The following is a 17,509-nucleotide window of genomic DNA, read 5'->3' as shown; positions in this document are numbered from 1 at the left end:
GACAGGAGAGGGTTTCAAGGAAGAGAAGGGAAGACGTCAGCACGCATCGTGTTGATGGACGACAACCACTACGACCCGCTCAACGCCAGTGACCGCCCATGACAAGGGAGATGATGAGCCCGAAGCCCACTCGGTCAGCTGAAAGATGAGAGTCCGTTGTTCTCCCTGATACCGGAGCCTAACCGGTATTAAAGAAACCATTCCCCAGCAGTGTCTGTCGTTTCTGCGTGCCTCGCCCTATAGGCGTCATGATCCTGCGGGTCTGGCGGACACGGCCTGCGCAGGGTTGCCCTTGGATCGGCGCGGAGTGTACACACTTACCGCAGCCAGTGACAATAAAAAATCGTGTTAAAAAACGGGTTTTCATCGGGGGGCAAAATCTCGCTGCCAGCAAGGCGGGCTCTGGGATGGCGGGGGATGAGAGTGCGTGGGCGAGGCGATGAAAATAACCAACACGTCACGCTTTTTGGGTCACCCCTTGCCAGCGCTGGGCCGAGGGGAAATTCAGCTTTTTCGCAATTGCTTAACCAGTTTTCATTTTGGAATTTTTATGCAAACTGCCGAGCAATGATCCCCGCCCCTCCCCTTCGATGGCCCTCCTCTCCCCCACAAAGTCATCAAAAACTGCGCTGACGCAATAAGCGGCGCCGCCGTCTTGGCCACAATGACTCCTCTTTCGTGACCCGAGGCTTGCCCATGAACACCCTGCTTTCGCGCTTTCTCCACTACCTCACCTTTCATACCCGTTCCGATGCGACCAATCCTGACTGCCCCAGCAGCGAGGGACAGCGCCTCTTCGCCCGGGCCCTGTGCGACGAAATGACGCAGATGGGGCTGAGCCAGGTCACCCTGGACGAGCATGGTTACCTCACCGCCTGCCTGCCGGGCAACCAGCCGGATGCCCCCGCCATCGGGCTCATCGCCCACATGGACACCGCCGATTACGAGGCCGAGTGCGTCGTCCCCCAGATAGTCGAGAACTATCAGGGGGGCGATATCTGCCTTGGCAAGGGGGACGAGGTGCTGGCCATCCGCCAGTACCGCTTCCTGAAAAACTACCTGGGGCAGGATCTCATCACCACCGACGGCACCACCCTGCTGGGGGCCGACGACAAGGCGGGCATCGCCGAGATCCTCACCGCCGTGGAATACCTGCAGGCTCACCCCGAGATCCCCCGTGGCGATGTCTGGGTCGGCTTTACCCCGGACGAGGAGATAGGGCGCGGTGCCGACCGCTTCCCGCTGGACCGCTTCCCGGCCAAGTGGGCCTACACGGTGGATGGCGGCGAGCTCGGCGAGCTCGAATGCGAGAACTTCAACGCCGCCAGCGCCACGGTGCGCATCACAGGCAACAACGTCCACCCCGGCACCGCCAAGGGCAGCATGATCAACAGCCAGACCCTGGCCGCCCGCTTCCATGCCGCCATGCCCGCCGAGCAGACCCCGGAGTGCACCCAGGGGTATGAGGGCTTCTTCCACCTGGCCCGGATGGAGGGCACGGTGGAGGAGACCACCCTGCACTACCTCATCCGCGACTTCGACGATGACTGCTTCGCCGCCCGCAAGGCCCAGCTCAAGGAGCGGGTCGCCTCCCTGCAACTGGACGCCCCCAAGGCGCGCATCACCCTGGAAATAGTGGACAACTACCGCAACATGCGCAGCCAGATAGCGCCCCATCCCCACATCGTCGAGCTGGCCAAAGCCGCCATGGAGGCCGCCGACGTGGTGCCCAAGATCAAACCCATTCGCGGCGGCACCGACGGCGCCCGGCTCTCCTTCATGGGGCTGCCCTGCCCGAACCTGTTCACCGGCGGCCACAACTTCCACGGCAAGCACGAGTTCATCCCCCTGCAATCCATGGAAAAAGCGGTCGCCACCCTGGTGGCGCTGGTGCGCCTCACCTCTGCCTGGCGGGCAGAGTAAGGGGGCAAGGACGGGGCTCGCCCCGTCATCAAACCGTCACCCAACCGACACACGAAAGGCACGCAGGGGCGTCAAGCTGGGGCAAAGTTCAGCGGAGCCTTGCCCATGTTCGACGTCGATACCCTGTTGGGGCAGCACCTGCCCCACCTCGCCAGCCAGCCCCTCCTCCGTCCCCTGATGAGGCAGGGGCTGCGCTGGTTGCTGCATGAGGAGGCCTTCACCCGCTTTGCCGCGCGCCATCCCCACCTGCGCGGTCTGGACTTCGTCGAGCAGGCCCTCACCGAGCTCCACTTCGACTACCGGGTGAGCGAGGCCGAGCTCGAGCACATTCCCGCCAGCGGCCGGGTCATTCTTGTCGCCAACCACCCCATCGGCTCCCTGGACGGGCTGGCCCTGCTGCGCCTCATCGGGCGCATTCGCCCCGACGTCAAGATAGTGGCCAACCAGGTGTTGGCCCAGCTCGCGCCGCTGCGCCCATTGCTATTGCCGGTGGACAACCTGGGGGGCAAGACCGACAGGCAGGCCATCCTCGCCATGAATGAACACCTCGCCGCCGACGGGGCCCTGGTTATCTTCCCCGCAGGCGAGGTCTCCCGCCTCGGCCCCAAGGGGGTGAAGGATGGCCCCTGGCAGGCCGGCTTCATCAAGCTGGCCCAGCGCAGCCGAACGCCCCTGGTGCCCATTCACCTGGGAGGGCGCAACAGCCTCTGGTTCTATCTCGCCTCCTGGCTCAACAAGCCCGCCTCCGCCCTGCTGCTGGTGCGCCAGCTGTTTCGCCAGCAGGGGCAGACGCTGCCGGTGACCATAGGGGCGCGCATTCCCCTCGCCAGTTTTCAGGAGCTGCCGGCCAAGACGGCGGCCCGGCTGGTGCGTGGCCACCTCTACCGAATCGCTCGGGGCAAGGCGGGACGGTTGCAGACCGAGGCCCCCATCGCCCTGCCGGAGGATCGCCGCCTGCTGAAACAGGCCATCGACGGGTGCGAGCTGCTCGGCCAGACCCCGGACGGCCAGCGCATCCTGCTCTATCGTCGCCACGAGCAGAGCCACTCGGTGATCCTGCGTGAGCTGGGGCGCCTGCGGGAGATCGCCTTTCGGGCGGTGGGGGAAGGCTCGGGCAAGCGGCGGGATCTCGATGCCTTCGACGATGACTATCACCACCTCATCCTCTGGGATCCCGCCCGCCTCGACATCATCGGCGCCTATCGTTTTGCCCCGGTGGCCGAACGGCTGGCCAGCAAGGGGCTGGATGGCCTCTACAGCCACACCCTGTTCGGCTTCGAAGAGAAGCTGCTGCCCCGGCTGGAACAGGCCATCGAGCTTGGCCGCAGCTTCATCCAGCCCGCCTATTGGGGCAAGCGGGGGCTCGATTACCTCTGGTTCGGCATCGGGGCCTATCTGGCCCGCTATCCCCAATACCGCTACCTGTTCGGGCCCGTCACCCTCTCCGGCAGCCTGCCGCCGGCGGCCAAGGATCTGCTGGTGAGCTTCTATCGCCAGCACTTCGCCCCCGCCCTTGCCCTCGCCCCTTCCCGCCGCCCCTATCCCGCCACGCCGACGCTGTTCGAGGGGCGCGATTACGGGGACGACCTCAAGGTACTCAAGGCCGGGCTCGACAACCTGGGCTGCGCCATTCCCACCCTCTACAAGCAGTACGCCGAGCTGTGCGAGCCGGGGGGCGTGCAGTTCATGGACTTTGGCATCGACCCGGACTTCAACCACTGCATCGACGGCCTGGTGTGGGTGGACGTGAGCCGCATCAAGCCCCACAAGCGGGCCCGCTATATCGGCCTCCCCGCCGGGGAAGGGCTGGCCACATCTGGCGACCGTTGACCGGCGCTGCAACGAAAGAGGGAGGCCTGCGCCTCCCTCTTTCACATCATGGGTGATGCCGCCTACTCGGCTGCGGGTTTGCGATCCGCATGGCCGAGATCCCGCTCCGGGGCGATGACATCCCGCACCCGCTGCTTGATCTCCTTGGCCTCGGGGAAGCCCTCGTCGGCCACCCTGTCCCACACCAGCACCCCGTCCACCAGGATGCGAAACTCCCCCTTGCTGGCGGGCACCAGGGCCACCTCTCCCAGTTCGCCGTCGAAGGTGGAGAGCAGCTCCTGGGCGAGCCAGGCGGCCCGCAGCATCCAGCGGCAGAGGGTGCAGTAACGGATTTCGATGCGCGGTTTCGCGAGGGGCAAATGGGTGTCTGTCATGGGGTGACTCCGTGAAAATCGGTCAACCAGTGGCGAGCGATGCGCTGCATGGTGGCCTGGGGCAATTCGTGAAGGCCCGGGGTGGATGCCTGATGGGCCAGTTGGTGCACCCCTTCGATGATCTCCGCCAGCACCAGGTAGACATATTCGCCGATGACGGCACCGTGGACGAAGTTGACCGCCTCCCCCCGGTTGAGCAAAAAGATGGTGCTGCCGTCCGGCCGGGTCAGGGCCAGCACATGGGGACACACCTCCTCGCTCGGCCAGGGCAGCTGGGCGAGGCTGAAGGCGAATTCGTCGTCGGCGGAGGTGACCGAGGCCAGCATGGCGCCGGGGCGCAGGGCCTGCAGATCGGATATATCGAGGGAGCCGTTGCCGGTGGAGCAGATCACCAGCTCGGCGCGGCCCAGGGCCTCGGCCTTGTTCACCAGCTTGAAGCCGTGGGAGAGCGCCTCCACCTGGCGCAGGGCATCCGTCTCCACCAGCTCCAGATGCAGGTTGCGACAGCGCAGTTCCCGAGCGATGCTGCGCCCCACCTTGCCATAGCCGAACAGGGCGGCCTGGCAGACATTGAAGGTACGCCTCAGGGTACGTGCGAGGGACTCCGCGGAGTAGACCACGCTCAGGCCGATCTGGATATCTTCCGCCTGCTTGAGGGGGCTGCGGGCCACCGAGATGACGGGGGTCGCCAGGGACTCCTGTTCGTAGCGCTGATGGCCGTTCTCGGTCATCTCCACCACCCCGATGAAGCGGGCGCCAAAGTGCTCGGCCAGTACCGCCTGGCTCTTGGCGAAGTAGCCGCCGATGTCGAGGATGATGAGCCGCTCGTGAGACATCACCAGGGGGGCAATCTGGGCGATCACCTCACCGGGATCCGAGGTCCAGTGGCGATTGAGGGGCAGCACGGGGTAGTGCTGCTGAGCCCAGGCCAGCGTCGACCCGTGCACGGACTTGGGTTTGGGCAGGATGGCACCGACCCGGCCCACCCGATCGAGCACCTGGATGAAGTCGGGTCTGTCGGGAAGCAGGTGGGTCACCAGCAGGATGCAGAGATCCCCAAGACATCCCTGTTCGGTGAAATGGCGAAAAAACAGATGCTCAGATCCCTGACTGTGCAACTGTGGCCTCCTTAGCGTGCCGCGGGAAAGCAGGCAAACAGAACCCGGCATAGCCGGGTTCTGTGTGTATCCAGATAATTGAAAATCCTTTTTATCCGAAAGCACCATGGGTCTCAATCTTTATCTGTCCAGACTTTGACAAGCCCATCAATTTCTAAGGTAATAGCCTGTTTTTCATGCAGAAATCAGTAAAGTGACGCCTCTGGCCATACCCACCACAGACTCACTCCGGCACCGACGGCCGCCATCAGGATCAAGACCCCCCAGCGAGAGAGTCCCGGGCGCCCGTGCAGGGCACGTTCCAGCAGCGGCAACAGCCAGACCGGCAGCAGCACCAGCAGGGGCACTTCCACGTACTGCCAGGCGAGCATCTGCACGAAGGCGAGTGCCAGCCCCAGGGCGGCCGGGGTCACCTTGACCCCTGCAAAGGCGCCGAGCAGGACACGGAATCCGGCAAACGCGGCCAGGGCACCCGTCAGCTGGGCGATGAGCAGGCTGCCATCGATGCCGATGACCAGCGCCAGCCAGATGAAGGCCAGGGCGAAGCCGAGCCCCTCCTCGCTGTCACCGCGCCAGCTCGTCCAGCCAGACCAGAGGATGGCGGGCAGCAGGGCCAGCCAGATCCCGGGCTCGCTCGCCAGCACGGAGGCCAGCCCCTGCCACCACACCAGGGCGCCCAGCCCCCCGAACAGCGCGAGGGCGATCCCCTTGTTGGAACCCTGGGTCAGGGCGGGCACCAGCAGGGTCAGCGGCAGCCACTGCCACGCCTTGACCGGCAGGCCATAGGCACCGCCCAGCAGGCAGCCCACCAGCCAGATCCCCAGGGCGCCCCACAGATAGCCCAGCCGCGGCCAGCGCCACGACAGCAAAGCGGCCCCTAAAGGAGCCGCCAGGGTTTGAAGCAGGAGTGCTGCGCCCATTACTTGCGCACGCCTTCAACGAACAGGTTGATGGTCATCTCGTCAGGGATGTTCGGCACCATGTAGTTCACGCCGAACTCGCTGCGCTTGATGGTGGTGGTGGCGTTGAAGCCGCTGCGGTAGCCGCCCCAGGGATCCTTGCCTTCGCCGATGTGGACCAGGTCGAAGGCCACGTCCTTGGAGACGCCGTGCAGGGTCAGGGTGCCCTTGAGCACGCCTTTGTCCTTGGTGCCTTCATAGCCGGTGCTGACGAAGGTCATCTTGGGGTACTGCTTCACGTCCAGGAAGTCGGGGCTGCGCAGGTGCTTGTCGCGGGCCTCGTGGTTGGAATCCACGCTGGCGGCATCGATTTCGAAGCTCGCCTTGGCCGCCGCCGGGTTGGCGTCGTCCATGCTGAAGGTGCCACTGAAGGTGTTGAACCGGCCGACCAGTTCGGAGAAGCCGAGGTGGCCCACCTTGAACTGGACTGTGGTGTGCGCTGCATCGACATCGTAATCGGCAGCCATCAGGGGAGCCGCCATAAACAGGCAGGAGGCCAGCAGGGCCTTGGTCATTTTCATTCCGATCGTTCCTTCATTGGGGGTTCACAACGGTGTCCAAAATGCTAACCTCCTATCGAGAATAGATAATCATCGATTTATTAAAATAATTATCAACCGAGAGTGGAATATGGATCAGATAGCCGCCATGCGCACCTTCATCAAGGTGGTGGAGTGCCAGAGCTTCACCAAGGCCGCCCATCAGCTCGGGATCTCGGTCGCCATGACCTCCAAGCTGATGCAGCAGCTCGAGGAGTCCCTCTCCACCCGGCTGCTGTCGCGCACCACCCGCCAGGTCAACCCCACCGAGGCGGGCCAGTTCTACTACCAGCGCTCCCTGGCCCTGCTGGCGGAGCTGGAAGAGACCCACAGCCAGCTCACCCACAACAACCAGCAGCCCCAGGGCACCCTCAAGCTCTCGGTGCCCATGGATTTCGGCTACCTGCACCTCTCCCCCGCCCTGCCCCTGTTTCGCGAGCGCTACCCGGACTTGAAGCTCGAGATTGAGTACAGCGACCGGCGGGTGGCCCTGGTGGAGGAGGGGTTCGATCTGGCGCTGCGCATCGGCAACCTGCCGGACTCCTCCCTGGTGGCCAAGCCGCTCGCCATGATGAAGATGGTGGTGTGCGCCAGCCCCGACTACCTGGCCCGCCGGGGCAGGCCGAAGACCCCGGAGGATCTCAAGCAGCACGACTGCCTCATCTACACCCTGACCCAGCCGGACTGGGTCTTCAAACGGGATGGGGAGGAGCACAGCATCCGCCCCCAGGGACCCCTTCGCGCCAACAACGGGGTGGCCCTGACCCGGGCCGCCTGCGACCACCAGGGCATCATCTTGCAGCCCACCTTCATCGTGGGGGATGCGCTGCGCTCGGGGGCGCTGGTCCCCTTGTTGCTGGAGTGGGAGAAGGGGCAGGTGGGGCTCTATGCCCTCTATCCGCACCGCCGTTTCGTGTCGGCCAAGGTGCGCTGCTTCATCGAATTCGTGCAGGAGCGCTATCTGGCGCCCCACTACTGGGACAGGGAGACCTGAGCCCGGGCTCAGGGGGTGGGCATCAGCTCGGCCACCAGCAGGTGATCCTGCTGGCTCATCTGCCAGCGTGGCAGGCGCTGGCGCAAGGCGGCGAGCTCGGCCTCCCCCAGCGCATAGGGCAGGGTGACGTGCAGGCAGTGGCAATCCAGCATGGCCGCCAACTGCATCATCAGGGCGAGGTTTGCCTCGTCGCTCTTGTGCTTGTTGATGCGCTTGCCGAGCTCGTGGCGAAAGTGGGTCTCGGGATCCTGGGTCATCGCCTGCCAGCCATAGCCAAAGAGCGGGATGAAGGCGCTGACGATGCCAAGGGCGGTGAGGGGCCGTTTGGGCGGGTGATAGAGGGCATTGAGATCCAGCAGGATGGGGCTTTGATGGGGCTCACGACTGCCGGATAAAATAGTATTGCTCATTGGATTACCCTGTTGATTCCTCTAGACTTCGCCGCATATTTGACCTGACATGCCAACGAGGTGCTGATGCTAAGCGATATCGAGATCTCCCGCCAGTCCCCCCGCCTGCCCATCGCCGAGGTGGCAGCACAGCTCGGCATAGCGGCCGCCCATCTCCACCCCCACGGCCATTACAAGGGCAAACTCGACCTCGCGCTGCTCCATCACGCCCCCACCCGCGAGCCCGGCAAGCTGGTGCTGGTGAGCGCCATCACGCCGACCCCCCTTGGGGAGGGCAAGACGGTCACCACGATCGGCCTCTCCATGGGGCTCAACCACATCGGCCAGCCCAGCATCGCCACCATTCGCCAGCCGAGCCTCGGCCCCGTCTTCGGGGTCAAGGGGGGCGCCGCCGGGGGCGGCATGGCCCAGGTGGTGCCGATGGAGGAGATGAACCTGCACCTCACCGGGGATTTTCACGCCCTCACCGCCGCCCACAACCTGGCCTCTGCCGCCCTCGATGCCCGCCTGTTTCATGAACGCAAACTCGGTGACCAGTTCAGCGCCAGAACCGGTCTGGCGCGGCTCGATATCGACCCGGCCAACATCCTCTGGCCCCGCACCCTGGACATGAACGACCGGGCGCTTCGCCACCTCACCCTCGGCCAGGGCGGCGCTGCCGATGGTGTCGAGCGCCCCGATCGCTTCGTCATCACCGCCGCCTCCGAGCTGATGGCCATTCTGGCGCTGGCCAGGGATCTCAAGGACTTGCGCGCGCGTATCGGCCGCATCCAGCTCGCCCTCGACCTGCGCGGCAAGCCCATCACCGCCGAGCAGCTGGAAGTGGCGGGGGCCATGACGGTGCTGCTCAAAGACGCCCTCAAGCCCACCCTGATGCAGACCACGGAGCAGACCCCTGTGCTGGTCCACGCCGGCCCCTTTGCCAACATCGCCCACGGCAACTCTTCCGTCATCGCCGATCGCATGGCGCTGGGTCTTGCCGACTACGTGGTGACCGAGGCGGGTTTTGGCTCCGACATGGGGCTGGAGAAGTTCTTCAACATCAAGTATCGCCAATCCGGCCTCGCCCCCGCCTGCGTGGTGCTGGTGGCCACGGTGCGCGGCCTCAAGGCCAACAGCGGCCTGCTTGACATCCGGCCGGGCCAGCCGCTGCCGGCCAGCCTGCAAGGGGAAGATCTCCCCACCCTGACAGCGGGGTGCGCCAACCTCGCCTGGCATATTCACAACGCCCGCCGTTACGGGGTGCCCGTGGTGGTCGCCATCAACCGCTTCCCCACCGACAGCGACGCCGAGCTGGCCCTGCTGGCGGAGGCGGCGCGCCAGGCCGGTGCCTGTGGGGTCGCCCTCTCCCAGGCCTTCACTGACGGTGGCGCGGGCGCGGCGGATCTGGCTCACGCCGTGGTGGCGGCCTGCAAGCAGCCCAGTGAGGTCAGGCTGCTCTACCCCGATGAGATGAGCCTTGCCGCCAAGCTCGCCACCCTGGTGGAGTGCGGCTATGGTGGCCGGGGCGTCACCCTCTCGGACAAGGCGCGCCAGCAACTGGCCAGACTCTCGGCAGAGGGCCAGGATCACCTGCCCGTCTGCATGGCCAAGACGCCGCTCTCCATCAGCCATGACCCGGCCAGGAAGGGCGTGCCGACGGACTTCGAGGTCCCCATCGAGGAGGTGAAACTCTGCGCGGGGGCAGGCTTCGTCTATGCCCTGGCGGGCCCCATCATGACCATGCCGGGCCTGGGTAGCCTGCCGGCCTATCGCCATATCGACATCAACGATGACGGGGAGATTGTCGGCCTGAGCTGACGCGCAGGCTGGCAGTCTACCGTCCCTGAACACCATATCGACATCGACGATGACGGGGAGATTGTCGGCCTGAGCTGACGTGCAGGCTGGCAGCCTGCCCTCCCTGAGCGCCTGACGGCGAGATAGCCCGATTGCGCCACATGATCGGGCAAGCAGTCTGGCGCCGACCGGTTACGCGGCGCTAATCGACCCTGACATCAACAGACCCGCCATAAACAACAAGGCCCCGCCGATTGGCGGGGCCTTGTTGTGCGTATCAGAACGCCATCAGTAGTGGAAGCGTCCCAGCTTGCTCATGACCGTCTCGGTCAACCCGTGCATCTGCCGGCTCTGGGCATCCTGCTCCCGCGCCACCCGGGTGGAGGCGCTCGCCAGCTCGTGGATGTTGCTGACGTTCTGGTTAATCTCCTCGCTCACCTTGGATTGCTGCTCGGCGGCGCTCGCAATCTGGGTCGCCATGTCCTGGATACGGTCGGCGGCCTGCACTATGGTCGCCAACTCGCTTACCGCCTGCTCGGCATCACGCAGCGCCAGGCTGCTCAACTGGCGCCCCTCTGTCATGGTGTCGACCGCGGCGCGCGTGGTGTCCCGCAGCCTGTCTATCATCTGTTGGATCTCCTGGGTCGAGGCCCGTGTCTTGGAGGCCAGGGTACGCACCTCGTCGGCCACCACGGCGAAACCGCGACCATGTTCACCGGCCCGTGCCGCCTCGATGGCTGCATTCAGCGCCAGCAGGTTGGTCTGCTCAGAGATGGTCCGGATCACATCCAGGATGCTGCCAATCTGCACCCCCTGCTGCTGCAAGGCGGTGATCCTGTCCGACACCTCGCTGACCTGGGCACTCAACTGGCGGATGCCGTTGGCAGAGGCGCTCACCACCTGCTGACCCTTGTGCACCGCATGACGGGTCTCATCCACCGCCTGGGCCGTGATCTGGGCGCTGCTGGAGACGGAGTCTGCGGTCGATGACATTTCATGGATGGCCGTGGCCACCAGCTCGACCTGCTCCAGCTGGTGATGGCTGTTCGCCAGCCCCTGCTGGGCCTGCCTGGCCGAGTTCACCGCCGCCTGCTGCAACTCGTGCACGCTGGTGGCGGTGTCGGTCACTATGCCCTGCACGGTCGCGACGAACTGGTTGATCCCCTCCGCCAGCACCCCGGTTTCATCGCGCCGGTGCTGGGTCAGCCGCTGGGTCAGATCCCCTCCGGCGCTGGAGAGACGCGCCACCATGCGAGCCGTCTCCTGCACCGGCCGGGAGATGGACCCTGCCGCGAAAGCGAGCCCGACCAGACCGATACCCGCCACCAGGATGCCCACCATCAACTGGGTCCAGACCCCCTTGCCAAAGGCCTCGGCACGGGCCTGCGCCATCCGCTCGTACTCGGCATAGAGGGCGCTGCCCGGCACCTCGATGGCGATCCCCCAGGCCTGTGTGACCTTGTTGAGGCTGATGGGTGCGAAGACCCTCAAGCCATCGGCGTGCTCGTCGCTGCCCCTCTCGCCACGTTGCAACTGGGCCAGCAAGGATGGATCCTGCAAGCGCTGCCCTACCCCGTCGCCATCGCGGGAGTCGGCGGCGATGATGCCCATGGGGCTGATGATGCGCACCCTGCCCTGCCCGTCGAATACCCGTCGGCTGATGTCAGCGGCCAGCCGTTGCAGGTAGTTGAGGGAGTAGTCGATGCCCACCATGCCGAGGTATTGATCCCCGTTCAGCACAGGCACCACGAAGGAGGTGAGCAGGGTGGGCTGACCGTTGACCTGGTAGACGGAGGGGTCGACGGCGCAGCTTGCCTTGCTCTCCTGCGGGCAGAGATACCACTCGGAGGCCCGGATCCCGGTCGCGCTCGGCGTCTTGCTGTAGAAATCCCCCAGGGGTTTGAGGTCAAAACCGGCCGGGCCGCGGCTCCAGTAGGGGGCGAAGTTGCCCGATGCCTGGCTATGCCGGCCATCACCGGTATGGAGCGCATCCTGACCGTCGAAACGATCCGCCTCCCAGCCACTGTAGATGCTGAGGAAATCCGGGTTGCGATCCCCGATGTCCTTGAGCAGGGCCGTGACCTCGTCCCGATCGAGAGGCTCGGACTGATGGACATTGCCCGCCAGCAGTGCCGCCAGGGTTTCGGCCGCATCCAGCGCCAGTTCGAAGGAGCGTGCCACCTCGCTCGCCTGACCATCCGCCAGGGTCAGCAGCCACTGCCTGGCCTGCTGGCGGGCCGCATCGTGGCTCTCCTGCTGGATCTTCTCCTGCATGCTGGCCAGGGAAACATAGCTGTAACCCACCACGCTGAGGACGGTGGTCAGCAGGATGCAACCCGCAAAGAACATGACTTGATACTTGATGGAACGGAACATGACGGATGGTGGGTCTCTTGAGCCAAAAAGGGGGGGCATCATACGGGCTCGCAAACAGGTCGCAAACGGCCCTGCATGAAATTAATCGCCGATTTGTGAGCGAATTCGAACATCCAGCCTGTCATCCCCCCATCCGGTAGGTGACGGGGCAGACGGGCCGGTTGAAACGGGCACAGGGGGGGCGATGACAAACAACAAGGCCCCGCCGATTGGCGGGGCCTTCTGCGCTGTGCCGGGTGGCAGCAAGACTCAGAGGGTGAAACGCTGGGTCATATGGTGCAGGGTATTGGCCAGCTTGCTCAGCTCGACACAGGCCTGGGCGGTCTGCTGCGCCCCCTGGGCATTCTCGTCGGCGGCGGTGTGGATCTTGACGATGCTGCGATTGAGCTCCTCGGTGACCGCGTTCTGCTGCTCGGTGGCGGTGGCGATCAGGGTGTTCATGTCGGTGATCTGGGTGACGGCACCGTTGATGCTGTCGATGCTGCTCCCCGCCTCCCGCGCCAGCTCCACGCTCTCCTGCATCTGCTGACGGCTCAGCTGCATGGCGCTGCCCGCCTCGGCGGTGCGCTCCTGAAGCACCTCGATCATCTTGCTGATCTCGGCGGTGGACGCCTGGGTGCGCTGGGCCAGACTGCGCACCTCGTCCGCCACCACCGCAAAGCCACGGCCCTGCTCGCCGGCACGGGCCGCTTCGATGGCCGCATTCAGTGCCAGCAGGTTGGTCTGCTCGGCGATGCCGCGAATCACGTCCAGCACCATGCTGATGCTGGCGCTGTCGGTCTCCAGTTGCTGCACCACGCTCCCGGCCTGCTCTATCTGGCGGGAGACCTGCTCTATGCTGCCGATGGCGCTGCGCACCACCTGGTTGCCCTGGGTGGAGGTGCGGGAAGCCTGCTTGGCCGCCCCCATGGCGTCCGTGGTGTTGCGAGCCACCTCATTGACGGTGGACTGCATCTCGTTCATGGCGGTGGCGACCTGAGAGACCTCTCCCTGCTGGCTTGCCATGCCTTTGGCGGACTGCTCGGAGATGGCGCTCACCTCCTCTACCGCGCTGCTGAGCTGGCTCACCGAGCCGGAGATTTCGCTCACCAGCTCTGCCAGTGCCCCCTGCATCCGGTCGATGGCCGACCCCAGCTGACCCAGCTCGTCGCGGTTGAAGCGGTTGCCGCGGACCCACTCCTGCAGCTCGCCCCGGCCGAGATCGCCGCTCGCGATGCGCTGGGCCTGACGGGCCAGCATGATGAGCGGGTCGCGGATCTGGCGGGTCAGCACCACCGAGAGGGCGACAACCAGGGCCAGGCCGATCACCAGGGCCAGGGTCACGCTCAGCTTGGCGCTGTCAAAGGCGTCCACCACCTCGGCGCGGGAGCCCACGGAGTAGCCGTGGTTGATGCGGATAAGCTCACCCACCGACTTGGTCAGATTGGTATAGAGGGTGACCCCCTCCCCCATGAAGAGGTGCCGGGCTTCGGCCATCTGTCCCGAGTCCTGCATCTGCCGGATGCGCTGGTGCAGGGCGACATATCGCTCCCAGTCCGCCTTGACGATGTCAAAGGCGCGGCGCTCCTCCCGATCCTCCGCCCAGATGGTGCCATCGTGGGCCACTATCTGGCGCGCAGCCTCTTGCAGGCTCTTCTCGCTCTCGTTGCGATAGCGGGCCCTCTGCTGGGCATCGTCCGCCACCAGGAAGACATCCAGTTCGTAGCGGCGCAGGGCATTGATGGTCTCGCCGAGGGTGCTGGTGCGCACGACGGCGGGCAGGATGCTGTCGGTAAAGCCGATGGCGGCGCGGTTCATCTTGCTGAATTCAAACAGCGAGAAGCCGCCGATAAAGGCCATCATCAGGCCGAGTACGGCAAAGCCGGCGGTAAGTTTTTTGCCTATCGTCATGGTGTTCATGGCATGTCCTGCATGGGGGAAAACAAGTGGCATTGCTGGGCGCAGGCCTGGCCTGCGCCTTCACTACCCTCCTTGGCAGCACATCTCGTCCCTGTTGGCGCGCACAAGGGCGGGCCCGGGGTGTCGGCGTCAACCAGACCGTCCGACAACACGGAGAGCCATAGCGACCGGCACGGTCACAACTTTAGGTATTTTTCAAAAAAAGTGAGGGAAAGGAGACGGGGCCTGTCGGCGACAGGCCCCGGGAGCACTACCCTTTCAGACCACCGAGGAACTCGGTGCGGGTGTCGGGCTGGGTCTTGAAGACGCCGCCCAGAGAGGTGGTGGTGGTGTAGGAGGTGGAGTCCATCACGCCACGGGCCTTCACGCAGAAGTGGGTCGCCTTGATGCTGATGGCCACGTCCCTGGTGCCAAGCAGGGTCTGCAACGCCAGCAGGATCTGCTGGGTCAGCCGCTCCTGTACCTGGGGACGGCGGGCGAAGAACTGCACGATGCGGTTGATCTTCGACAGGCCAATCACCTTGCCGCGGGGAATGTAGGCCACGTGGGCAAAGCCGTCTATGGTGACGAAGTGGTGCTCGCAGGTGCTGGTGAGGCTGATGTCCCGCACCATGATCATCTCGTCCACCTTCATCTTGTTCTCGATCACCGTCACCTTGGGGAAGGTGGCATAGTCGAGGCCGGAGAAGATCTCGTTCACGTACATCTTGGCAATGCGGTGCGGGGTCTCGGCCAGACTGTCGTCGGCCAGATCCAGTCCCAGCGTCTCCATGATGGCGCGCATATGACCTTCGATTTTTTCCTTTTTCTGCTGGCCGCTCAATTCATTGGCCACCAGAGGTGTCTCAAGGCCCTCGGCCTCGAGCGCCGCCCTGACCAACAGGGCTTCCTGGCTTAAGCTCGTCATCGTGTTTCTCTCCCACGCTCAGGGACTGTGCTGGCCTGCGGCATGGTGCCGCGGCGCAATCTTACAGGGCGATTATTGTCATAATTCTGTCTAACTCAAGCCCGGTGCCCGACTTTATGCCAAACCACCCCGTTTTGTCCGCACCGGCCTGCCCATTCGGGGGCAAGGCCGTGCCGCCTCTTCCCCAGCACCATCTCGCACAAGCCACGCATTGGTTACCCATCAGGAGGTAATTCAACGGGATAGCGCCCCAGAATCCGATCACTCCGGGGCATCTGCCCCCCATTACAGCACCTTCGGCCTGCCCATCGGAGCGGATTTTTGGGATAATCCGCCCCCTACACACCAGAGAGGTCATGATGATGGGATTCGATACCGGTGCACTCCTCCCCTTGGACAAGGCCCTGCAAGGGATGCTGGAACAACTCACCTGCTGCTGCGAGACGGAGCGGTTGCCCCTGCCCCAGGCGCTGGATCGGATCCTGGCCGAGGAGATAAGCTCCCCCCTCTTCGTCCCCCCCTTCGACAACGCCGCCATGGACGGCTATGCCGTACGCCTGGCGGATCTCGCCGCCGGGGTGCCGCTCCCCGTGGCGGGCAAGGCCTTTGCGGGCCAGCCCTATGAGGGGGAGTGGCCCGCCGGCCACTGCATCCGCATCATGACCGGGGCCCCTGTGCCCCCGGGTGCTGACGCAGTGGTGATGCAGGAAGAAACGCAAGCCGGCGACAACGGGATCACTTTCCTGACCCGCCCCGTTGCTGGCCAGAACATCCGTCGCCGCGGCGAGGACCTGGCGCAGGGTGCCCAGGTGCTCGAAAGCGGCCTTCGCCTGAGCCCCAGGGAGCTGCCGCTGCTCGCCTCCCTTGGCATCGCGAACGTCACGGTGCGCCGTCCCCTCAAGGTCGCCATCTTCAGCACAGGGGACGAGCTCAAGCCTCTGGGCACCCCGCTCCAGCACGGGGACATCTACGACTCCAACCGCTACGGGGTCAAGGCGATGCTGAGCCGCATGGGCTGTGAGTGCCTGGACCTTGGCATCATCCCCGACGATCCGGCGGCCCTGCGCGCCGCCTTCTTGCAGGCCGACCGCGAGGCCGATGCCCTGATCACCACCGGGGGGGTCTCGGTGGGAGAAGCGGACTTCACCAAGCAACTGCTCGAAGAGCTCGGGGAAATTGGCTTCTGGAAGCTCGCCATCAAGCCGGGCAAACCCTTCGCCTTTGGCCGATTGCCAAACGCCTGGTTCTTCGGTCTGCCGGGCAACCCGGTCTCCGCCATGGTCACCTTCGATCAGCTGGTGCAACCGGCCCTGGCCAGACTCGCCGGTCAGCAGTTTGCACGCCCGCACCCCCTCCAGGCCCTGGCGACAGCGCCGCTCAAGAAGAGCCCGGGGCGCCAGGACTTCCAGCGCGGCATCCTGAGCGTGGGCCCCAATGGTCTCGAGGTACGCAGCACCGGCTCCCAGGACTCCGGGGTGTTCAGCTCCCTGTCCCGGGCCAACTGCTACATCGTGCTCGAGCAGGAGCGCGGCAAGGTGGCCGCCGGTGAGACGGTCACCGTCGAGCCCTTCTCGGGGCTGCTGCTGTGAGCGAGATCCTGAGCGACGCAGAACTCCTTCGCTACAACCGCCAGATCGTGCTCAAATCCTTCGACTTCGAGGGGCAGGAGGCGCTCAAGCAATCCCGCGTGCTGGTCATCGGCGCCGGGGGCCTCGGCTGCGCCGCCAGCCAGTATCTGGCGGTGGCCGGGGTCGGCCACCTCACCCTGGTGGATTTCGATCGGGTGGAGCTCTCCAATTTGCAGCGCCAGGTGCTGCACAGCGACGAGCGCATCGGCCAACTCAAGGTGGAGTCGGCGGCGACGTCCCTGCGCGCCCTCACCCCCTGGCTCGAGGTGGAGACCCACGCAGCCCTCGCCGATGAGGCGCTGCTCGATGCCCTGCTGCCATGCCATCAGCTGGTGCTCGACTGCACCGACAACGTCGCCATCCGCAACCTCCTGAACCAGCGTGCCCGCCAGCACAAAGTGCCCCTGGTCAGCGGCGCCGCCATCCGGCTGGAAGGGCAGCTCTGCAGCTTCACCTGGCAGGACGATGAACCCTGCTACGCCTGTCTCAGCGCCCTCTTTGGCGATCAGGCCCTCACCTGTGTCGAGGCGGGGGTACTGGCCCCCGTGGTGGGACTGGTGGGCAGCCTGCAGGCGCTCGAAGCCATCAAGCTGCTGGCGGGCATGGGCAAAAGCTACAGCGGCCGCCTGCTGGTGATCGACGGTCTGGGTGGCAGCTTTCGCGAGCTGAAGCTTCCCAAACGCCCCGACTGCCCGGTCTGCTCAAGGTCCTGAGCGGCAGAGCGCGCCCACAAAAAAGCCGAACCCCGGGGTTCGGCTTTTTTCATTGGGCTG

At 65.0% G+C, this 17,509-nt stretch carries 14 protein-coding genes; 6 read left to right on the top strand and 8 right to left on the bottom strand.

Annotation, left to right across the window (positions count from 1 at the left end; all coding sequences use genetic code 11):
- The first annotated feature begins 696 nt into the window (after positions 1-696).
- Positions 697-1,923, top strand: coding sequence for a peptidase T (gene pepT / locus OKC41_RS08810; protein ID WP_270671902.1), 1,227 nt, complete (start codon positions 697-699; stop codon positions 1,921-1,923).
- Positions 1,924-2,028: 105 nt separating this feature from the next.
- Positions 2,029-3,753: a lysophospholipid acyltransferase family protein gene (locus OKC41_RS08805; RefSeq protein WP_270671901.1), complete on the top strand. Its 1,725-nt coding sequence runs from the start codon at positions 2,029-2,031 to the stop codon at positions 3,751-3,753.
- 62 nt (positions 3,754-3,815) lie between these two features.
- Here OKC41_RS08805 and OKC41_RS08800 read toward each other — a convergent pair whose 3' ends face one another.
- The 4 genes from OKC41_RS08800 to OKC41_RS08785 form a co-directional block, all read right to left on the bottom strand.
- Positions 3,816-4,127 (bottom strand): SelT/SelW/SelH family protein, encoded by a 312-nt coding sequence (locus tag OKC41_RS08800; RefSeq protein ID WP_010674179.1) that lies wholly within the window; start codon positions 4,125-4,127, stop codon positions 3,816-3,818.
- Positions 4,124-5,245, bottom strand: coding sequence for an adenosylhomocysteinase (locus OKC41_RS08795; protein ID WP_270671900.1), 1,122 nt, complete (start codon positions 5,243-5,245; stop codon positions 4,124-4,126). Before OKC41_RS08795 ends, OKC41_RS08800 begins: the two co-directional genes overlap by 4 nt.
- 185 nt (positions 5,246-5,430) lie before the next feature.
- Entirely contained in the window at positions 5,431-6,165 is a 735-nt protein-coding gene (locus tag OKC41_RS08790) for a hypothetical protein (protein WP_270671899.1), read from the bottom strand.
- Positions 6,165-6,725 (bottom strand): YceI family protein, encoded by a 561-nt coding sequence (locus OKC41_RS08785; protein ID WP_010674176.1) that lies wholly within the window; start codon positions 6,723-6,725, stop codon positions 6,165-6,167. Before OKC41_RS08785 ends, OKC41_RS08790 begins: the two co-directional genes overlap by 1 nt.
- A 109-nt stretch (positions 6,726-6,834) precedes the next feature.
- Here OKC41_RS08785 and OKC41_RS08780 point away from each other — a divergent pair, with 109 nt between their 5' ends.
- Positions 6,835-7,737, top strand: a complete 903-nt coding sequence (locus tag OKC41_RS08780; RefSeq protein WP_039038856.1) for a LysR family transcriptional regulator — start codon at positions 6,835-6,837, stop codon at positions 7,735-7,737.
- Positions 7,738-7,745: 8 nt separating this feature from the next.
- Here the strand turns inward: OKC41_RS08780 and OKC41_RS08775 are convergent, their stop codons facing one another.
- Complete coding sequence (locus OKC41_RS08775) at positions 7,746-8,147, bottom strand: hypothetical protein (RefSeq protein ID WP_010674174.1); 402 nt, start codon at positions 8,145-8,147, stop codon at positions 7,746-7,748.
- A gap of 66 nt (positions 8,148-8,213) precedes the next feature.
- Between OKC41_RS08775 and OKC41_RS08770 the strand changes: the two genes are divergently transcribed.
- On the top strand, positions 8,214-9,947 hold the full coding sequence (locus OKC41_RS08770; RefSeq protein WP_201894869.1) for a formate--tetrahydrofolate ligase: 1,734 nt from the start codon (positions 8,214-8,216) through the stop codon (positions 9,945-9,947).
- Positions 9,948-10,214: 267 nt separating this feature from the next.
- On the opposite strand, the gene OKC41_RS08765 is transcribed toward OKC41_RS08770, so the two are convergent.
- The 3 genes from OKC41_RS08765 to folE form a co-directional block, all read right to left on the bottom strand.
- Positions 10,215-12,302 carry a methyl-accepting chemotaxis protein gene (locus tag OKC41_RS08765; RefSeq protein WP_041215501.1) on the bottom strand — a complete coding sequence of 696 codons (2,088 nt, stop codon included), beginning with the start codon at positions 12,300-12,302 and terminating at the stop codon, positions 10,215-10,217.
- Between the two features lie 249 nt (positions 12,303-12,551).
- On the bottom strand, positions 12,552-14,201 hold the full coding sequence (locus tag OKC41_RS08760) for a methyl-accepting chemotaxis protein (RefSeq protein ID WP_201894870.1): 1,650 nt from the start codon (positions 14,199-14,201) through the stop codon (positions 12,552-12,554).
- Between the two features lie 250 nt (positions 14,202-14,451).
- Positions 14,452-15,108, bottom strand: coding sequence for a GTP cyclohydrolase I FolE (gene folE / locus OKC41_RS08755; RefSeq protein WP_201894871.1), 657 nt, complete (start codon positions 15,106-15,108; stop codon positions 14,452-14,454).
- A gap of 362 nt (positions 15,109-15,470) precedes the next feature.
- Here folE and moeA point away from each other — a divergent pair, with 362 nt between their 5' ends.
- Both moeA and moeB read left to right on the top strand, forming a co-directional pair.
- The gene (gene moeA / locus OKC41_RS08750; protein WP_270671918.1) at positions 15,471-16,697 is read left to right on the top strand and encodes a molybdopterin molybdotransferase MoeA; all 1,227 of its coding nucleotides are present in this window, start codon (positions 15,471-15,473) and stop codon (positions 16,695-16,697) included.
- The gene (moeB, locus tag OKC41_RS08745) at positions 16,694-17,449 is read left to right on the top strand and encodes a molybdopterin-synthase adenylyltransferase MoeB (protein ID WP_270671898.1); all 756 of its coding nucleotides are present in this window, start codon (positions 16,694-16,696) and stop codon (positions 17,447-17,449) included. The genes moeA and moeB overlap by 4 nt, the downstream gene beginning before the upstream one ends.
- Positions 17,450-17,509 lie beyond the last annotated feature (60 nt).

This window comes from Aeromonas sp. QDB17 (assembly GCF_027705305.1).
Taxonomy (GTDB): domain Bacteria; phylum Pseudomonadota; class Gammaproteobacteria; order Enterobacterales; family Aeromonadaceae; genus Aeromonas; species Aeromonas caviae.
Note: the sequence above shows the minus strand (reverse complement) of the source record. Positions and strands in the feature narration are given on the sequence as shown.

What these genes read in the sequence shown, in the direction of transcription:
- pepT (WP_270671902.1), top strand. Translation starts at nt 697, where the DNA reads ATGAACACCCTGCTTTCGCGCTTTCTCCACTACCTCACCTTTCATACC.
- OKC41_RS08805 (WP_270671901.1), top strand. Translation starts at nt 2,029, where the DNA reads ATGTTCGACGTCGATACCCTGTTGGGGCAGCACCTGCCCCACCTCGCC.
- OKC41_RS08800 (WP_010674179.1), bottom strand. Translation starts at nt 4,127, where the DNA reads ATGACAGACACCCATTTGCCCCTCGCGAAACCGCGCATCGAAATCCGT.
- OKC41_RS08790 (WP_270671899.1), bottom strand. Translation starts at nt 6,165, where the DNA reads ATGGGCGCAGCACTCCTGCTTCAAACCCTGGCGGCTCCTTTAGGGGCC.
- OKC41_RS08785 (WP_010674176.1), bottom strand. Translation starts at nt 6,725, where the DNA reads ATGAAAATGACCAAGGCCCTGCTGGCCTCCTGCCTGTTTATGGCGGCT.
- OKC41_RS08780 (WP_039038856.1), top strand. Translation starts at nt 6,835, where the DNA reads ATGGATCAGATAGCCGCCATGCGCACCTTCATCAAGGTGGTGGAGTGC.
- OKC41_RS08775 (WP_010674174.1), bottom strand. Translation starts at nt 8,147, where the DNA reads ATGAGCAATACTATTTTATCCGGCAGTCGTGAGCCCCATCAAAGCCCC.
- OKC41_RS08770 (WP_201894869.1), top strand. Translation starts at nt 8,214, where the DNA reads ATGCTAAGCGATATCGAGATCTCCCGCCAGTCCCCCCGCCTGCCCATC.
- OKC41_RS08765 (WP_041215501.1), bottom strand. Translation starts at nt 12,302, where the DNA reads ATGTTCCGTTCCATCAAGTATCAAGTCATGTTCTTTGCGGGTTGCATC.
- OKC41_RS08760 (WP_201894870.1), bottom strand. Translation starts at nt 14,201, where the DNA reads ATGAACACCATGACGATAGGCAAAAAACTTACCGCCGGCTTTGCCGTA.
- folE (WP_201894871.1), bottom strand. Translation starts at nt 15,108, where the DNA reads ATGACGAGCTTAAGCCAGGAAGCCCTGTTGGTCAGGGCGGCGCTCGAG.
- moeA (WP_270671918.1), top strand. Translation starts at nt 15,471, where the DNA reads ATGGGATTCGATACCGGTGCACTCCTCCCCTTGGACAAGGCCCTGCAA.